This window comes from Bradyrhizobium sp., from assembly GCF_052389815.1.
In the GTDB taxonomy this organism is placed as follows: domain Bacteria; phylum Pseudomonadota; class Alphaproteobacteria; order Rhizobiales; family Xanthobacteraceae; genus Bradyrhizobium.
The window spans coordinates 26,093-43,358 of record NZ_JBQTHN010000031.1 but is presented as its reverse complement, the minus strand read 5'-3'; the positions used below and the strand labels follow the sequence as shown (position 1 = coordinate 43,358).

General features: G+C 63.1%; 14 protein-coding genes and 1 pseudogene. 4 read left to right on the top strand and 11 right to left on the bottom strand.

Translation table 11 applies throughout. From position 1 onward, the window contains the following. Positions 1 to 150 (top strand): annotated as a pseudogene (locus tag ACT4OC_RS07435) (alpha/beta fold hydrolase); the annotation flags it as partial. A 94-nt stretch (positions 151 to 244) separates the two neighbouring features. Here ACT4OC_RS07435 and ACT4OC_RS07430 read toward each other — a convergent pair. From ACT4OC_RS07430 to ACT4OC_RS07410, 5 genes are all read right to left on the bottom strand, one after another. Beyond that, positions 245 to 538 carry a helix-turn-helix domain-containing protein gene (locus ACT4OC_RS07430; protein WP_444838325.1) on the bottom strand — a complete coding sequence of 98 codons (294 nt, stop codon included), beginning with the start codon at positions 536 to 538 and terminating at the stop codon, positions 245 to 247. A gap of 26 nt (positions 539 to 564) precedes the next feature. Next, positions 565 to 897, bottom strand: a complete 333-nt coding sequence (locus ACT4OC_RS07425; protein WP_444838324.1) for a type II toxin-antitoxin system RelE/ParE family toxin — start codon at positions 895 to 897, stop codon at positions 565 to 567. A gap of 152 nt (positions 898 to 1,049) precedes the next feature. Then, positions 1,050 to 1,832 (bottom strand): SDR family oxidoreductase, encoded by a 783-nt coding sequence (locus tag ACT4OC_RS07420; RefSeq protein WP_444838323.1) that lies wholly within the window; start codon positions 1,830 to 1,832, stop codon positions 1,050 to 1,052. A gap of 63 nt (positions 1,833 to 1,895) precedes the next feature. Then, on the bottom strand, positions 1,896 to 2,897 hold the full coding sequence (locus tag ACT4OC_RS07415; RefSeq protein ID WP_444838322.1) for an NADP-dependent oxidoreductase: 1,002 nt from the start codon (positions 2,895 to 2,897) through the stop codon (positions 1,896 to 1,898). Between the two features lie 71 nt (positions 2,898 to 2,968). Further along, complete coding sequence (locus ACT4OC_RS07410; RefSeq protein ID WP_444838321.1) at positions 2,969 to 3,820, bottom strand: oxidoreductase; 852 nt, start codon at positions 3,818 to 3,820, stop codon at positions 2,969 to 2,971. Positions 3,821 to 3,924: 104 nt separating this feature from the next. On the opposite strand from ACT4OC_RS07410, the gene ACT4OC_RS07405 reads away from it, so the two are divergent. From ACT4OC_RS07405 to ACT4OC_RS07395, 3 genes are read left to right on the top strand one after another with little or no spacing between them, the layout of a single operon-like run. Beyond that, on the top strand, positions 3,925 to 4,476 hold the full coding sequence (locus ACT4OC_RS07405) for a TetR/AcrR family transcriptional regulator (RefSeq protein ID WP_444838320.1): 552 nt from the start codon (positions 3,925 to 3,927) through the stop codon (positions 4,474 to 4,476). A gap of 50 nt (positions 4,477 to 4,526) precedes the next feature. Beyond that, complete coding sequence (locus ACT4OC_RS07400) at positions 4,527 to 5,126, top strand: 2-hydroxychromene-2-carboxylate isomerase (protein ID WP_444838319.1); 600 nt, start codon at positions 4,527 to 4,529, stop codon at positions 5,124 to 5,126. Between the two features lie 11 nt (positions 5,127 to 5,137). Continuing rightward, on the top strand, positions 5,138 to 5,839 hold the full coding sequence (locus ACT4OC_RS07395) for an SDR family NAD(P)-dependent oxidoreductase (RefSeq protein ID WP_444838318.1): 702 nt from the start codon (positions 5,138 to 5,140) through the stop codon (positions 5,837 to 5,839). A gap of 148 nt (positions 5,840 to 5,987) precedes the next feature. Here the strand turns inward: ACT4OC_RS07395 and ACT4OC_RS07390 are convergent, their stop codons facing one another. The 6 genes from ACT4OC_RS07390 to ACT4OC_RS07365 form a co-directional block, all read right to left on the bottom strand. Beyond that, complete coding sequence (locus ACT4OC_RS07390) at positions 5,988 to 8,408, bottom strand: tetratricopeptide repeat protein (protein ID WP_444838317.1); 2,421 nt, start codon at positions 8,406 to 8,408, stop codon at positions 5,988 to 5,990. A 104-nt stretch (positions 8,409 to 8,512) separates the two neighbouring features. Then, positions 8,513 to 8,797 carry a hypothetical protein gene (locus ACT4OC_RS07385; protein WP_444838316.1) on the bottom strand — a complete coding sequence of 95 codons (285 nt, stop codon included), beginning with the start codon at positions 8,795 to 8,797 and terminating at the stop codon, positions 8,513 to 8,515. Positions 8,798 to 8,878: 81 nt separating this feature from the next. Next, positions 8,879 to 11,347, bottom strand: a complete 2,469-nt coding sequence (locus ACT4OC_RS07380) for an arylsulfatase (protein WP_444838315.1) — start codon at positions 11,345 to 11,347, stop codon at positions 8,879 to 8,881. 99 nt (positions 11,348 to 11,446) lie between these two features. Further along, on the bottom strand, positions 11,447 to 12,067 hold the full coding sequence (locus ACT4OC_RS07375) for a hypothetical protein (protein WP_444838314.1): 621 nt from the start codon (positions 12,065 to 12,067) through the stop codon (positions 11,447 to 11,449). A gap of 685 nt (positions 12,068 to 12,752) precedes the next feature. Then, positions 12,753 to 15,395, bottom strand: a complete 2,643-nt coding sequence (locus ACT4OC_RS07370; RefSeq protein ID WP_444838313.1) for an arylsulfatase — start codon at positions 15,393 to 15,395, stop codon at positions 12,753 to 12,755. Positions 15,396 to 15,849: 454 nt separating this feature from the next. Then, complete coding sequence (locus ACT4OC_RS07365) at positions 15,850 to 17,106, bottom strand: efflux RND transporter periplasmic adaptor subunit (RefSeq protein WP_444838312.1); 1,257 nt, start codon at positions 17,104 to 17,106, stop codon at positions 15,850 to 15,852. Positions 17,107 to 17,266: the final 160 nt, after the last annotated feature.

Below are 17,266 nucleotides of genomic sequence, written 5' to 3'. Positions count from 1 at the left end.
TGCTCCGGCTTCACCGCCACCAAGCCCGACATCGTCAGCATCTCGCCGAACGACATCGGCGTGAAGAAGATCGGCCACATGGGTTTCTTCCGCGTCGAGCACCGCGACACGCTGTGGCGCGGGGCGGCGGAGTGGCTGCAGGCGGAGTGATCCGTCATTGCGAGTATGCGACGACGCAATCCATCTTCGTCAAATGTGGCGAGATGGGTTGCTTCGCTCTGCTCGCAATCGCGGTCCCCTCGACTTATGGCCGCGCCACTGCTTCCATGACTTCCTTGGGACGCCGCTTGATCGCCAGCAGATAGGCAGCCGCAGGGGCGTCCGGCATGCGCCGCCCCTGCTCCCAGTTTTTCAAGGTTGGAAGCGGAATCCGATAGGCTGCAGCGAAGTGATGTTGCGACATTCGCAGCGAAAGGCGGATGGATTTCACGTCCGGCAACTCGACCTTGGATACGCGCACCCCACGCACTCGCTTGCCGGCGGCATGTCTTGCCGCTTGTTGCATGCTCTCGATCAGTTCCTTGCCAAATTTTCCCATGGCTCGCTCCTTGCGTCGCCCATCACTCAGCTCTTCAAGATCGCTGCCAGCTTTCGAACGATCTTCTTTTCTTCTGCCGTCAGATTTTCCTGGCGCCCCTTCGCGTAAACCATCAGCAAATAGAGCGGACGGTCGCCGCTGTGATAGAAGTAGATCACGCGTGCGCCGCCGCGCTTGCCGCTCCCTGGCCGCACCCATCGAATTTTCCGCACCCCACCGGTTTCCGGAATCAGATCTCCGTCTTCAGGATTGCGGGCGATGTGGTCTATGAAGGCTTCCCGCTCCGCATCATTCCAGACGTCGAGGGCCTGACGGCTGAATAGAGGCGTCTCCACGACAGTGATGAGTCGGCGTGCCACTCGGCTTATATACGCCAATGGCGCCCATCATTCCAGAAGAAAAGACGCCACTGGCGTACTGCCGTCGAAAACCGGCCATTTCCGCTTCTTCCGCGCCGAGCACCGCGACACGCTGTGGCGCGGCGGGGCGGAATGGCTGCAGGCGGAGTAAATCACCACTTCTCCACCCACGGCCGCAGCACGACTTCGAACGCCCATGTCGAGCGATGCTGACGGTGCAGATGCAGATAGGTTTCAGCGATACGATCGGGGTCGGCCATGTTGTCGTCGACAGCCGTTCCGGCCAACCGGTGCGCGCGGGTCCCGTCTTCCTGGGTCCAGCCGATCGCAGCATCGATCGGCACGTTCGCAACATGAATGCCCTGCGGCATCAGCTCTCGCGCCATACTCTGCGCAAGTCCGGACTTTGCATGACATGCCATGGCAAAGGCGCCGCTCGACGGGAAGCCCCTCAGCGCCGCGCTGGCGTTCGTGAAGATGATGGTTCCTCTCGCCCCGTTGGCGTCGGGTTCGTTTCCGAGCATGAGTCGCGCGGCCTGTTGACCGACCAGAAACGCGCTGAACGCCGCGTTGCGAACCGTTGCGAACGCCATGACCGGATCGGCTTCGACGACGCTCTTGCGGAAAATGCCGGGAACCCGGCCGTCGATGTTATGCACCACGAGCCTCGGCGTCCCGATCTCGCGGACAACATTCTCGAACAAGTGCGCCACGGCTGCCGGTTCGCTTGCATCGCAGGCGTATCGGCCTACGCCATGCCCCTTCTCGAGAGCCTCGAGGACCGGCTTGTCGGGATTCCTGGCAGCGATAGCGACCCGCATACCGCTTTTCGCAAACAACCTGGCGCAGCTCGAGCTGATGCCGGGGCCGCCCCCGACAACGAGCGCAACGTCCTGGAAGGAAGATTGGGTACCGCTTCTGCCGGATTGAGTCATGTTGCTTGCTCGCCTGATTGTGGAGGGCTCGATGGTGGCATTGGTTCTGCTATGGCGTCACCCTTACTTCATCCGGACAACGACCTTCCCCCTGGCCCGCCCCTTTTCCAGATACGCAAGCGCCTCCTTCGCCTGTTCGAATGGAAACACCTTGTCGATCACCGGCCGGACGCGCCCCGCCTCGAGAAGCTCACCGATCTCTGCGAGTTGGCCACCATCCGGGCGCACGAACAGGAACGAATACGCGGCGCCGCGTTGCCTGGCCTGACGAATTATCTTGCGGCTCAGCAGGCCGAACAGGAACGCCATGAAAAAGCTCATGCCCCGGGCACGAGCGAATGCGGCGTCCGGAGGTCCGATGAGCGAGACAACGGTACTCCCAGGCTTCAAGATCCGAAGGGACTTCTCGATCGCATCGCCCCTGACGGTGCCAAGCACGGCATCGTAGTCCCGCAGCACGTCCTCAAACTGCTGCTTCTTGTAGTCGATCACCTCATCGGCTCCGAGGCTCCGCACCAGGTCCCTGTTTCCCGTACTCGTCGTCGTCCCCACCTTTGCTCCGAGGTATTTCGCGAGCTGGATCGCGAACGTCCCGATGCCGCCGGCACCAGCGGGGACGAACAATTTTTGGCCGGCCTTGAGGTGCGCACGCTCCTTGAGCCCCTGCCACGACGTCAGTCCGACCATCGGGATCGAGGCCGCCTGCACGAAGTCCAGATTTGCCGGTTTGAGCGCGGCGGCATTCTCGGGCACGAGCGCGAATTCAGCCAGAGCGCCCGTGCCCAGGTCGAAGATACTGGCAAAGACGGCATCGCCAGGCTTGAAACGGGTTACACGGCTTCCGACCTCCACCACGACGCCCGCCAGATCGCTGCCCAGCGTGGCCGGAAGCTGAAACCGGAGGATGGGCTTGAACGTTCCTTTCGGTATCATGTTGTCGATCGGATTCAAGCCGGCGGCGTGTACCTGAACGAGGATCTCATCCGGCCCGGGCGCCGGCCGGGAAATATCGGCAAACGTGATCTGATCCGGCTTGCCGTAACGCTTGAAGACAAGTGCGCGCATGTTTTGGCCTGTGTCGAAGATTTCGGATCCTGGCGGTGATGAAGCAGCGCTTGCGCCGGCTGTCCCCCCGCTCAGACGGACGCTCGCGCCGGGCCGGCCGGTGATGTCACCGGCGCATCGAGCCGCAGGTCCTTTCGAATCCCGGCATCCACCAGGCCAGCAGGCGCAAATCTGCGGAGAAGGCGCAGGCGCTTCGCCAGCCTGCCGGCCGTGTATCGCACCTTCGGGTGCGCCGCGTTGGCCGCCCTCAGCACGGTGTCGGCCACAACGCCCGGCTGCTCGGCAACCGGCATCACTTCCTTGACCCTCTTGCTCACGCCGGCCCGGGCCTCGCGATACTCGTCGAGCTTGGCATCCGGCTCCAGGAAGTTCGCGTCGAATGCCGTATTCGTATAGGCGGGCTCGATGACCGAGACTCGAACTCCCCTGGTGCGCAGTTCATGGTCGAGCGATTCCGAATATCCCGCCACCGCATGCTTGGAGTAGAGCGCGCCATACGGCATCGGCAGAAAGCCGAGCACGGAGCCGATGTTGACGATGCGACCGCTGCCCTGGCGCCGCATGTGAGGCAGGACGGCGCGCGTCATCCGGACCAGCCCGAAAAAATTCGTCTCGAAGATCGATCGGGCCTGATCGATCGAGCTCTCTTCCGCTCCGGCGGGCGCGACGCCGAAGCCGGCATTGTTCACGAGCAGATCGATGCGGCCGTCGTGCCGCATCACATCGCCGACGGCGGCTTCCACGGATTCGTCGCTGGTGACATCGAGGGCCAGCATCTCGAACGATCGCCGGCCAGCCTGGGCTCCCCGCCTGCTGGTGCCGTAGACCTTGTAGCCGGCTCTCGCGAGCCGCTCCGCCGTGGCCTCGCCGATGCCTGACGAGGCGCCCGTAACGAGCGCGATCCTTGTGTTGATCCTGGTCATGACCCCACTCCTGACGCCGCGATGCCATTGACTTTGGTGACGATCGTAATTATAAATATAGATGACGATCGTCATTCTATTTGTCAAGACCCTGGGACACCGACATGCGCGTTTCAAAGGAACAAGCTGCCAGCAATCGCGAGCGAATCCTCAAGGCTGCCTCGCGCCTCGTGCGCGAGCGCGGCATCGCCGGCGTAAGCGTTGACGCGCTGACAGAAGCGGCCGGGATGACCCACGGCAGCCTTTACAGTCAGTTTGGCTCCAGGGAGCGGCTCGTCGAAGAAGCCGTGGCCTATATGATAGCCGCCAAAGGCCAAGAAGTGCCTGACGCGTTTGCCCTGAGCGACTACGTTTCGGAATATCTTTCGGCGGCGCACCGGGACCGGGTGGGCAGCGGCTGCCCCCTGGCAGCCTTGTGTTGCGAGATGCCGCGCCAAAGCAAGGCAGTGCGAGAGAGATTCACCGCCGGAGTGAAGGCCATGACCGGTTGGGTGAGTGGCCGAATCGATTCCAGGATCAGGCAAGGCCGGCGGGACGAGGAGGCGCTTGCAACCGTCGCCTCCTTGGTCGGGGCGCTCGTGCTCGCACGCGCCGTGAGCGATCCCGGGCTGTCGGAAGACATTCTTCGCGCGACCAGGAACAGGCTGGACGCCTGATCGCCCACCGCAGTCAGACCCCCGGTTCAGACCCAGAGAGGACGACGATCATGACGCGCACAGTCGAGTTCTATTTCGACTTCCCGAGTCCCTACTCCTATCTCGCGCACACCCAGCTTCCGAAGATCGCGGCCGAGCACGGTGCAACGCTCGTCTATCGTCCATTTCGCGTACTCGAGCTCATGACGATCGTCGGCAACCGGCCGACCACGATCGAATGCAAGAACAAGGGCAAGTACGCTGGCGCGGACCTGCAGCGCTGGACCAGGCGCTACAATGTCGAGTTTTCCAGAAACCCGCACTCGAGATCCCTGGATTTCGCCGCGCTGGACCGGGGCGCACTCGTCGCCATCGAGGACGGCCGGGGCGCAGAATACGTGACAACAGTGTTCGCCGCGATATGGGGCCGGCCGGCCGATCTTTCCCAGCGTTCGGTGCTGATCGACATTCTGGAAAGAGCAGGCCTCGATGCCTCCGCGCTCGTGGAGCGCGCGAACACCGAGGCCATCGTCGCAAGGCTTGACGCCGAGACGAAAGCGGCGGCCGAGCGCGGCGTGTTCGGCGCGCCGACCGTGTTCGTTGGCAATCAGATGTTCTTCGGCAACGACCGCCTTGACTTCGTTGCAGAGGCCCTTCGTTCCGCGATTTAGGGAGAATTCAGATGGCAGAACCGGTTTGTGTCGTAAGCGGGGTTGGCCCCGGAACTGGATCGGCGCTCGTCCGCCGCTTCGCCGCAGGCGGCTATCGTGTTGCCATGCTGGCACGAGACGCCGGGCGGTTGGCCGATCTCGCCAAACAGGTACCGTCGGCAAAGGCCTATGTCTGCGACGTGTCGGACCAGTCCCAGGTAGATGTTGCGATGGATCGGGTCGAGCGCGAGATGGGAGCTCCAAGCGTGTTGATCCACAACGCCGTGGGCGGCGGCTGGGGAACGTTCATGGAAATCGATCCGGCCATGCTCAATCGTAACTTCCAGGTCAACACCATGGGTTTACTCTATCTCGCACGCCGCGTGGCACCGGCCATGGTAACCGCCGGCCAGGGCGCAATCATCGTCACCGGCAATACATCGGCGCAGCGCGGCCGGGCGAACTTTGCCGGGTTCGCGCCGACCAAGGCGGCGCAACGTATCCTGGCAGAGGCCATGGCCCGGGATCTCGGGCCAAAAGGCGTGCACGTTGCTTATGTCGTCATCGATGCCGTGATCGACGTCCCCTGGGCCCGCGAGCGCTTCAAGCAGAAGCCCGATGACTTCTTTATCTCGCCCGCCGCGATCGCCGACGAAGCATGGCACCTGGCAGGTCAACCCCGCTCGGCATGGTCGTTCAATGTCGAGGTCAGGCCATACGCAGAAACGTGGTAGCTCGAAGGTAAAGGAATGCCATTGGCGTCTGCCCGCAGAGGCGACACTCCAGGGCGAAGATGATCGACCACATGGGCTTCTTCCGCGCCGAGCACCGCGACACGCTGTGGCGGGGCGCGGCGGAGTGGCTGCAGGCGGAGGGGTAAGGCTACCGCGATTGCCGTTTCAGTTCCCCGATCAGGTCGGCCAGGCGCGGATCGTTTGGCACGAGACGCGCCATTCGTTCGGCATAGTCGAGTGCGGCGACGATGTCGCCTTTCTCCCGGCTGAAGTTGATGGCGGCGGAGAGCAACTCCCGATTGTTTGGATTTGCTTGCAGGCTCTCTTTCAGCACGGCAAGCGCATCGTCGCGGCGGCCGGCAGAGTTCAGCCCGACGGCGTAGACATAGGCGTAGCGCGCCTGACCCGGATCAAGCACGGCGGCCTGACGCAGCTCGTCGAGCCCCGCCTCGCTGCGCTTCTGACGCACCAGCGTCAAACCGAGTGCATGGTGGAGCGAGGCATCCCGTGCCGACCGGGAAAGGGTCTCGCGCAAGACGCGCTCGCCGTCGTTGTCGCGTCCGAGCTGCCGATACAGGTCCGACAGGTTGATCGAGGCCGGTGCAAACGACGGGTCGAGCCTGAGTGCAGCCCGAAATTCACTCTCCGCCCCGCCGACATCGCCCTGACGCGCAGAAAAGCTGCCGAGCGCGGTGCGCGCTTCCGGCCGATCCGCGTTCAGCCTTTGCGCAGCCACGAATTCGGCCGCGGCCTGCGCGAACCTGTCGCGATCGGCCGCAGGCTGGCGGGCGGGCGGGACGGATGCGAGAACCTCGGCGGCGCGGATACGCACGCCGCGAACGGGATCGGTCAGGTGCGCAGAAGCGAGTAGCCAGAGCTGGTCGGCCGGCACCCCTTCCAGCCCATCGAGCGCGCCCAGTCTCACCAGCGGATCGGGATCGGAAAGCCCGCGACGGATCAAATTCGGATCGGGCGCGGGAAGCGTGGCCAGCGCGCTGGCGCGGATGATGCCGGGAGCATCGCCGGCGCCGGCGATCGCGGCAAGCAGGGCTTGGGCGTCGACTGCTTCGCTCCAGGCGGCATGAAACGCCGGTGCATGGGTATGAAAACCCTTCCGCACCAGGCCGAACCAGGTCTCGATCTGTTGGGCTGCCCAGACTGCGGGCTTATCGCGATGGCAGTCATTGCACGCGTTCGGCACGCCGGTCTGCATGGTGAGGTCGGGGCGCGGAATGCGAAAGCCGTGGTCGTGGCGGCGGTCCACCACCATGTAGCGGCGCTCCGGCATGTGGCAGGACGCGCAGCTCAATGGCGGCGAGACATCGGCATGCTGCCGATGCGCGGCCGATTCATATTTCGCCGGCGCATGGCACTGCGCACAGACGCCATCTCCGGGGGCCTTCAGGGCGGCGCTGTGCGGGTCGTGGCAGTCGCTGCAGGTGACGCCCTTGGCGAACATCTTGCTCTGCCTGAACGGTGCGTAGGTGTAGGTCTCCTCCTCGTCGCGCATCTGGCCGTCGGCATGGAAAAGTTGCCGTTCGAGCAGCGACACCCGGTGGGTTTCCGAAAGCGGCCGTCCCGGAGTCCAGTCCTCCGAAAGCTGGCCGCGGCGCGCGTGACAGCGCCCACAGGTCTCGACCTCCTTGCGCAAGGCCAGTGCCGGCGCACTGCGCACGGGGGTCAAGGTGCCGCCGTCGACCGACCATGTGATGCCCGTTCGCTCGTCGAACTTCATGACCAGCCCGTGGTCCGAAGCGGATACCTTGTTCCTGCCCGTAGCCCAGGCGACGTGGCGCGAGCCTGCACCGTGACAGGCCTCGCAACCGACGCTGATTTCGGCAAACGTCGTCGCGAAGCGGTCCTTCGCCGCGTCATAATTCTTGCGCACCCCGGTCGAATGGCACTCGGCGCACATGAAATTCCAGTTCTGGTGCAGCTTCGTCCAGTGCAGGGGATCGCTGCTGGTGACGGCGCCGTCGGGATAGAGATGAAACCAGCGCTGGCCGCCCTGCTCCCTCGGCCTCGCGTCCCAGGCGATCGAGAGCGCCTGGATACGGCCGTCGGGGAATTCGATCAGATATTGCTGCAGCGGATCGACCCCGAAAGTGTATTTGACTTCGAAGGTCGCGAGCTTGCCGTCGGCTCCGTCCGTGTCGACCAGGAATTTCTTGTCCTGCCGGAAGAAGCGCGAGCGCGTGCCGGCATATTCGAAGGTCGCGTTGTTGAAGTCGCCGCGCACCGACTGCTCGGTGGCGTGGTCCATGGCGTGACGGTGTTGCGACGTCTGCCAGAGCTTCGCCTCCGCCTGATGACATCCGCTGCAGGCCTGGCTGCCGACGAAGCTCAGCTCGGCTGCTTGCTGCGGCGGCTGGGCCGAGTTGTCCGGTGCCGTGTACCAGTAGAGCGCTGCGGCGACCCCGAGAAGCAACAGACCGGCACCGATCACCAATCGGGGGATACTCTTCCGCACGGTGGCTTGCGGCTGTTGCGGCGCCTCGATGGGCGGTGCGGGCCGCTCATCGGCGCGCGATTTCCGGCGCTTGCGCTTGTTTCCGGAGCCCTTTGCCACGTCCGTTTTCCGATCCGAGCGTCTTCTGCCAGCCTGGATTACACGCGCAGATCATTGCCGTGAAGTTCGATTCCGTTTCTCGAGGGCGCCGGCGGGAAGCAACCCTACCGAAGCGGCTCGACTTTTGCAGCCATATCTGGCGCGCGGCTGACGCGGTAATTCGCGTTGCCGCATTTGAGCACCCAGACGGCGTAGTCGGGCCTTGAGCGCTTGGTATCCCGCGTCGCGCCGAGCGCCTTGTCGCAGACAAATCCCTGCAAGCGGATCTGTGCGGCGAGCATATCCTGAGGTCTTTCGCCGCCGGTTTGCGCCAGGGACGAGGAAAATCCGACCAGCAGAATGCTAAGAGGCACGCAAGCCGAGACAAAGACAAAACTGCGAAACTTCACGAGGCCTCCCCCATCATGACAGACAAAAATAGATGGAACAGGAAGGTGGGGCGTGTGATCCGCCCCACCCTGTGACTCCCGTCACTTCGCAGATGACAACTTTTCTGTTTCAAGTCTCACATTCAGCTTGTTGATCTTGCCGGTGAACTTGAACGGCACCTGGTAGTCCTGGTCATCCACAGATGTGCCCGTGTCCAACCCGATATTGAAAGTCTCATCCCACATCAGAGTGATGGGCAGACTGCGCGGCATGGGATGACTGTCCGCCACCTTGCCATCCACCTTCAAGGTGCCAGTGCCGCCTTTGCCGAGGCCCGGGCCGTCGTACTTCCAGTCGAACTCCAACGTGTGTTTGCCGGGCGCTAGCGCGTCCTTGCCCTGCCACTTCACGCGCTCCAAGCCAAGCAGGTTCCAGGTGAACACGGGCTTGCCCTTGAGCAGGTAGAAGCCGTAGCCGGCGAAGCGGCCGCCGTCGGTCATCAGCATGCCCTCGGCACCGCCTTGGGGAATCTCGACCTCGGCCGTGATCGTATACGACCGGTTCAGCAGGCTCGGTGCGTTGCCGGTATCAGGGAACGGCACGTTGCTCACTTCGCCCGAATAGGTGAAGAGGTTTCGCCCCGGCGCATAGCTTGGCTTGTGCGAGATGAACCTCTCAAGGCGCGTGTCGTCGAGGGGGAAGACCTGGTACTTGGTCGCCTCCATCGCAAACAATTGCTGCATGGCGCGAAGCTTCTCCGGCATCTTGGCGGCGAGGTTGTTGGACTGCGTCCAGTCCTCCGCGACGTTGTAGAGCTCCCATGGGAAGCCGTTCATGACATCTGCGGGCAGCTTGTCCAAGGTGATGACCCAGGGCGCGTGGATGGGAGGCGCCGAGGCCATCCATCCGTCGTGGTAGATCGCGCGCGAACCAAACATTTCGAAATACTGCGTCGTCCGCTGGCCCGGCGCGTTCGCGCTGGCCTTGTCCCACGTGTAGGCCATGCTCACGCCTTCGATCGGCTTCTGCGCGACGCCATTGACGCTCACCGGCTGCGGAAGGCCGGCCGCCTCGAGGATCGTCGGCACGACGTCGATCACATGGTGGAACTGGTGGCGGATGCCGCCGGCGTCCTTGATGCGCGCGGGCCAAGCCATGGCCATGCCGTTGCGGGTGCCGCCGAAGTGAGAGGATACCTGCTTGGTCCACTGATACGGCGTGTCCCAAGCCCACGCCCAACCCACCGCATAATGCGGGTAGCTCTGGTCGGAGCCCCACGCGTCGTAGAACTTCATGTTCATTTCGACCGTCGGGCTCACGGCGTTCGCAGCGGCGAACTCGTTGAACAGGCCGTGCAGCCCGCCTTCGGGGCTCGCGCCGTTGTCGCCGCTGATGTAAACGACCAGCGTATTGTCAAGCTTGCCGGTGTCCGCGATCGCCTGGATCACGCGGCCGATCTCGTTGTCCGTATAGGCCAGGAACGCCGCATAGACGTCGGCCTGCCGGATGTAGAGCTTCTTCGCCTCGGGGGAGAGCGTGTCCCATTGCGGGATGTCCTTGGGCCAGGCGTTAAGCTGCGCGGATTGCGGAATCACGCCGAGCTTTTTCTGGTTGGCGAAGATGGTTTCACGCAGCTTGTTCCAGCCTTCGTCGAACAGCTTCATCTTGCTGATCTTGTCCACCCACTCCTTCGTCGGGTGGTGCGGCGAGTGCGTGGCGCCGGGCGCGTAGTAGATCATGAAGGGCCGGTCGGGCTGGACCTCGTTCAACATCTTGATGCGCCCGATCGCCTCGTCGGCCATGGCGGTGATAAGATTCCAGCCGGGATTGCCGAGGAAGGGCTGGATCGGTGTGGTGTTGCGGAACAGGTTGTTCGGCTGCCACTGGCTGGTGTCGTCGCCGGCGAAACCGTAATAATAGTCGAAGCCCTTGATAGGCCCGGTCGGCCAGTTGTGGAACGGGCCGGCCTGGCTCCCCTCCCACTGCGGGATGTTGTGATCCTTGCCATACCACGACGTGTCGTAACCGTTCTGCCGCAGGATCTCGCCGATGGCGACCGCGTCGCGCGGGATGACGCTGTTGTAGCCGGGGTAGCCGGTCGCCTGATCGACAACGACACCGGTGCCCACCGAGTGGTGGTTGCGGCCGGTGAGGAGCGCGGCCCGCGTCGGCGAGCAGAGCGCCGTGGTGTGGAAGCGCGTGTAGCGCAGGCCCGTTTGGGCGATGCGGTCCAACGTCGGCGTGGGGATCACGCCGCCAAAGGTGGACGGTGCCGAGAATCCGACGTCGTCGGTCATGATCAGAAGCACGTTGGGCGCGCCCTTGGGCGGCACGATGCGTGCCGGCCAATACGGCTTCGACTGTGCGGCGTTGGGGTCAATCTGGCCCCTGAAGGGCTGCGGCGGGTTCGGCAGGTACCTGCCGTCGATGGTGGTGGTCGCGTTCGGCGAACCGGGAGTACCGGTGGTCTGTTGGGCGTGGGCATTGAAAGCTGTCAGCGGCAGCAGCACGAGAGCAGCGAGCAGACCGCAGGAGGTGAATCGGTGATGCAGACTCGAGACGCTCATCATTGGCAACACTCCTTAATGACTTACGTTGTGATGCGGGCGGCATTCATCTCCGCAAGAGACAGATCATCTGCAGGCGGCACCGGCGCCGCCGGCTCGCTTTCAATAGCAAGGGGGATAGGGATAGTAGCCGCAGGCCGGGCGACCGTAGCCGTACGCATGGGGCGCCGCGTATGCAGCCGCTCCAAGCGCGCCGGCATACATGGCGCCGCGGAATGCTGAACGGCGCGCGACGCCCGCAAACGACAGGGGCGTGAACGGCCTGCCGATGATGTCGATGAAGAGGGCCGCCGCGCCGTCGGCGCCGGCAAGATCTCCTTCGAGGGTCTGCACATTGAAGGTCAGCTTATCGCCCTCGAGCTTCGGATTCTTCAGCACCACGACCGCGTCCTTCACCGAACCATCCTTGCCCAGCACGGACACGGTGGCGTTCGGAGGATTCTTGGCGAAGCTGTCGTCACCCGATCCCCATTCCGCGACGACGTCGGCGGTCGGCTGGTGGCCCGCCGCCCGGACCGGCCGATCGGCAAATATGATGGCGCTCGGCGTTACGCCGACCAGCGTCAGGCTATCGCCTTGCAGCGTCGCGCCGCGGGAATTCAACACGAACAGCGAAGGCACGATCTCCGGCCTGGCCGCAGTCGTGGGCGTGCCGATTGTTTTCATGGATGGTTGTGTCGGGGCGGTTTGCGCAACAGCTGCTTCCAAGCCGCCCAGCGCCATCGTTGCTGCCAATAACCCGGCGATCTGAACTATTCTTACGCCCGTCATGTCTGCGCCTCCAGTTGGATTCCGGCTTCAGCTTTCTCGCACTCTGCGTTCGTCCCAGGTCACGGGCTTGTCCGCGACCCGATCGCGTGTAAATGGTGTCGCTCCGCGCGCAAGTTCGCGTGCAAGAGGTCGCACAACATCGCCTGCAAAAGACGCCACATGACGTCCGCAGGAATTCAAGACAGAGATGCGCTGGTCGAAAGAGCCTATCGAAAATGACGACTTGAGGAGCCGCTACCTCCACGAGTACAATTCTAGCACGAAACGGCAATGCTGGCCATGATCTTGTTCCCTGTAGCGTGCTTCCGCAAAGCAATTGCGGAGCCGAGACAAGCTCTCAAAATATCCTCTACTCTACCCTGGATGGCGCCCATATCGACGGTTGATCCAAGTAAAGTGTCGATCCAAGACAGCCGGATGACACTGAAGACTTGAGCGACGCTTACTGTTTACAATGTAGTTCAATTCCGAGATTTTTTCCGCGCCAGGCGGCTGCCAGCGCAAGGGTTGAGACGCAGAGCGAGCGACCCTCCATCATCAAAGTTCTCCGGTCACGCATCATGTGATTTCGGCTCGCTGTTCGCCGACCGGTCAGAAGGGGCTCCGAAAAGCTCCTTCTGTTTCTTCCTGCCATGCATCACTGCAAGCAAGTCCGCACGAATTGAATCCGCTCGATCGGACCCAGCTTCTTCGCATCGGCCTGCTTGCGGCATTCCTCTCTCTTGTCGAACCGCGCTTCCAATCTCTGAACGAGGGTCAGATCTTCCGAGACCGGGCCGTCGGCTGCGGCCTTCATGGCACCCTCGAACTTCTTGATATCCTCCGGCGACAATTTCGGCCGATCGAGCTTGAGAGTCAGCTTGTTCAGCTTCGCGGTCAGCGCGAACGGTGGCTTGTAGTCCGCGTCGTTCACGCCCGTCAGCGTGTCGGAGCCTATGTCGAAACTCTCGTCCCATTGCAGGATCATGGGCAGGGTTTTCTCCATCGTCTTGGTGTCGACCACCTTGCCGTCCACCTTCAGGGTGCCCGTGCCGGGACGGCCGACCCCGGAGAAATTGTTGAACGCCAGCGTGCCCGGGCCCAAGCCGTCGTATTTGAACTCGAACTCGACGATGTGCTTGCCGGGCGCAAGTGCGTCCGGGCCTTCCCACTTGATGCGCTTGAGATCGACCAGATTCCACAGCCAGACCGGCTTGCCGTTGAGCAGGTAGAAGCCGTAGCCGGCGAAACGTCCGCCGGAGGTAAGGATCATCCCTTCCGCGCCGCCCTGCGGCACCTCGATATCGGCCGTGACGACATAGGACGTGTTGAGCAGCAGCGGAGAGTCGCCCTGCGGCAGGCCGACCATCGGTCGGGTGTACACGAACTCGGTGCGCCCGGCCGTAATGTTTGGCCGGGGCGCCACGATGCGTGCCGCGACCGACGCATCCATCGGGAATACCTGATACTTCTTTGCCTCGGCAAGGAACTGGGCCTTCATCTCCTTGACCTTGTCCGGGTTCTTGTCGGCAATGTCATTGGATTGGCTGAAGTCGGTGTTCAGGTTGTAGAGCTGGAACGCCTGGTTGTTCAGCGGATCCGGGTTGGCCGGGCCGAACGCCTCCCACGGCGCCCGGTTGACCTTGGTGCTGAGCATCCAGCCGTCCTTGTAGAGCGCCCACTGGCCAAACATTTCGAAATACTGGGTCGAATGGCGCGACGCCACTTTGGCGTTCTTCGCATCGAAGGTGTACAGGAAGCTGGTGCCTTCGACCGGCTTTTGCCTGATGCCGTCAACGATTTCGGGTGCCTTGATGCCGGCCGCCTCGAGAATGGTCGGCACAACGTCGATCACATGCACGAACTGTTCGCGCAGGCCGCCCTTGTCCTTGATGCGCGCCGGCCACGACACCACCATGTTCTGGTTGATGCCGCCGAGCCGCGAGGCGTTCTGCTTGAACCAGTCGAACGGCGTATCAAAGGCCCAGGACCATCCGGCCGACATGTGGTTGTAGGTCTGCTCCGTTCCCCACACGTCGTACCATTTCAGCTGCACTTCGGCGGGCAACTTGTTGAGACCGTTGAAGAACGCAACCTCGTTCGGCGTGCCCAACGGCCCACCTTCGGCGCTCGTGCCGTTGTCGCCGTTGATATAGATGATGAGGGTGTTTTCGAGTCTTCCCAGGTCCTGGAAGGCCTGGATCACGCGACCGATCTCGTGGTCGTTGTAAGCCGAATACGCGCCGAACACCTCGACCTGGCGAATGAACAGCTTCTTCTCGTCGGCGCTCAACTGGTCCCATGGTTTCAGAATGTCGGCGGGCCAGGGTGCCAGCTTGGTGTCTTTCGGAATCACACCGAGGCGCTTCTGGTTTTCGAGTATGCGCTCGCGCAGCTTCTCGTAGCCGTCGTCGAACAGGTGCATCGCACCGATCCTGTCTACCCACTCCTTGGTCGGGTGATGCGGCGCGTGCGTGGCGCCCGGCGCGTACTTGATGAAGATCGGCTTGTCCGGCTGGATCTGACGCATCCGCGTCATGTAGTCGATGGCATCGTCAGCCATCCCGGTGACCAGGTTCCACGTACCGGGCGGCTTACCCAGGAACGGATAGATCTGGGTGGTGTTGCGGAACAGGTTCGGCTGCCACTGGTTGGCGTCGCCGCCGACGAAGCCGTAGAAATATTCGAAGCCCATGCCAGTCGGCCACTGGTCGAACGGCCCGGACTGGCTGGCCGCGAACGCCGGCACGTTGTGGTCCTTGCCGAACCATGAGGTAGCGTAGCCATTGTCCTTCAGGATGCGCCCGATGGTGGCCTTGTCCCCATCGATGATGCTGTTGTAGCCGGGGAAACCGGTGGATTGCTCCGAGATCACGCCGAAGCCGGCCGAATGGTGATTGCGTCCGGTGATCAGCGCGGCGCGCGTCGGCGAGCACAGCGCGGTCGAGAACATGCGATTGTAGCGCAGGCCTTCATTGGCGATCCGATCCATGCTCGGCGTCGGAATCACGCCGCCAAAGGTAGACGGCACGCCGAAGCCGGAATCGTCCGTGATGATCAGCAGCACGTTGGGCGCACCCTTTGGCGGGACGACGCGCGGAGCCCACCAGGGCTTCGATTGCAGGGCGTCATCTTTGATCACGCCGCCAAATTTCGGATCGGGCGGCGGAAGCTGGTTGCCGGGAATGGTGACCGTCGCACCAGGCGAGCCCGGCGTGCCGGTGGTACCCTGTGCCAGCCCGGAAGCGCAGCCGGCAATCAGAAATCCTGCAGCGATAGCGGCAACCTTGATTGTGACCATTTCCACCACTCCGTGAAAAGATGCAACGAACGGCAAGGTAGCATAGGTAGCGGTCGCGCGGGCTGCAACTTTGATGCAGATCAACTGCGCCTCGGAGGCGCGCTTAGGTTTTGTAGTTTCCTTGGCGAAGAAGAGAGATCGAGCGCGACGGGGGCGTACCATGAGGGCAGCAATGACCATTGCGGCGATTGCATTTTCGGCGGGTCGCATCGGTACCCGGTACCGTTTGGGCTTCTGGCTTCCCGGCACATTCGGAAGCTTGATGGCGGCGCCGCAACAGCCGGGCTAGTCAACCGCACTGACTTATCATCATACATCAGTACCTGCCGGCGATGACGTTGCCCGCGCGCGAAATCACCATCGGCAATTTTCCCGTCGATGCCGCCCGCGGCTGCAACCGCACGACGCATCACGAAGAAAGGCTTGGCCGGCGTCGCCCGAAAGCTGGCGCCGGCTAGTGCCTTGCCGGGGCTTCTACACTGGCCCTTCGAATAACCCTCGTTCCATCGTTGATGCGATCGCTGGGATGGAGGATCACCGGCGCTTCCGCCGAAAGTCCTGAAAGCACCTCCGCGACGCGGTTGTTGCGATGGCCGATCTTGACTGCGGTCGTTCGCGCGCGCCCGTCCTCGACGGCGAACACCGCCCAATCGTCGCCCCTGCGGAACAGCGCGCTGACCGGCACGATCATCGCGTCGGCGGCGCTCCACGTGGTGACATGGACGATAACCCGGTAGTCATGGCCGAGCTGCGACCATGTCTCGGGCGGATCGACGAGGTCGATGGTGACGCGGACGCGCTGCTCCTCGATGCCGAGCGCGGAGACCTTGAGGAAGCCGGCTGGATCGACGCGAGCGACCTTCCCCCTGACGGCGGGACCGCCCCAGCCGTCGATCTTAACGGCCGCGCCGACCTTGATCTGCACGGCATCGGTCGAGAGCAGATCGGCCACGATCTCGAGATCGAGGGGATTGCCGATTTCGACAAGCGGCGCGCCGGGCAAGACCGCCGCCTCGCTGTCCTGGATGATCCTCAGCACTCGTCCGTTCGCCGGCGCGAGCACCCGAACGCAGCATGTCGGCTCCGGAGCAACTGCTACCCCGGCGGGATCGATCAGCCGCGCCGCCGCGCTGGCGCGCATGGCCCGCCGTACCTCGATCTGGGCCCTGGCGCTCGCCAGCGCCGCTTCGTTGGTCGTCACCTCAAATCGCGACTTGTCAAATGCCTGGGCGGAAATCGACTGCGTCTGAGCAAGCCTTTGCGCCCGCTGGAATTCCGTTCGGTAGAACTCGAGCGCGGCTTCAAGCCGTTTCACCTCGGCTTCCTGCTGGTCGATCGCCGCGTCCGCGGCCTTCACCTCCGCCTCGAGCTGGTCGCGGGAGCGTGCATCGATGAAGGCCGGGAGGACAGGCTGCATCAGGGCGATGACCGTCTCGTTGGCGACCACCTTGTCGCCGACGTGGAGCGAAGGCCCCCGCTCGCCCATGGGATGGGAAATCCTCAGCACCTTGCCGGCCACCGGCGCAGATACGGTGTAGACGTGGCGGACGCGCGTCTTGCCGTCATCGTCGACCGTGACTTCGATCGGGCCCTTCGTGACGTTGGCGATATCGACGGGGATCGGCTGCGGCCAGGCGAACCAAACCAGTCCCGCTGCGATGATGCTCAAAAGAGCAATGCCGATGATCCGTTTGGTCCAGTTGGCGGGCATGGCTAGTCTCTCGTCTTGAGGACCGCGACGAGGTCCAGTTTGTTGATCCGATTGCGCACGACCGCGGCGGAGGCAGGGCAGAACCCGCGTTTCGCGGCGGCAGGGTGACTGAACCGATCCCGACCGAGCCTCGGAAGAAAACCGGGCACTTCGGCCGCAT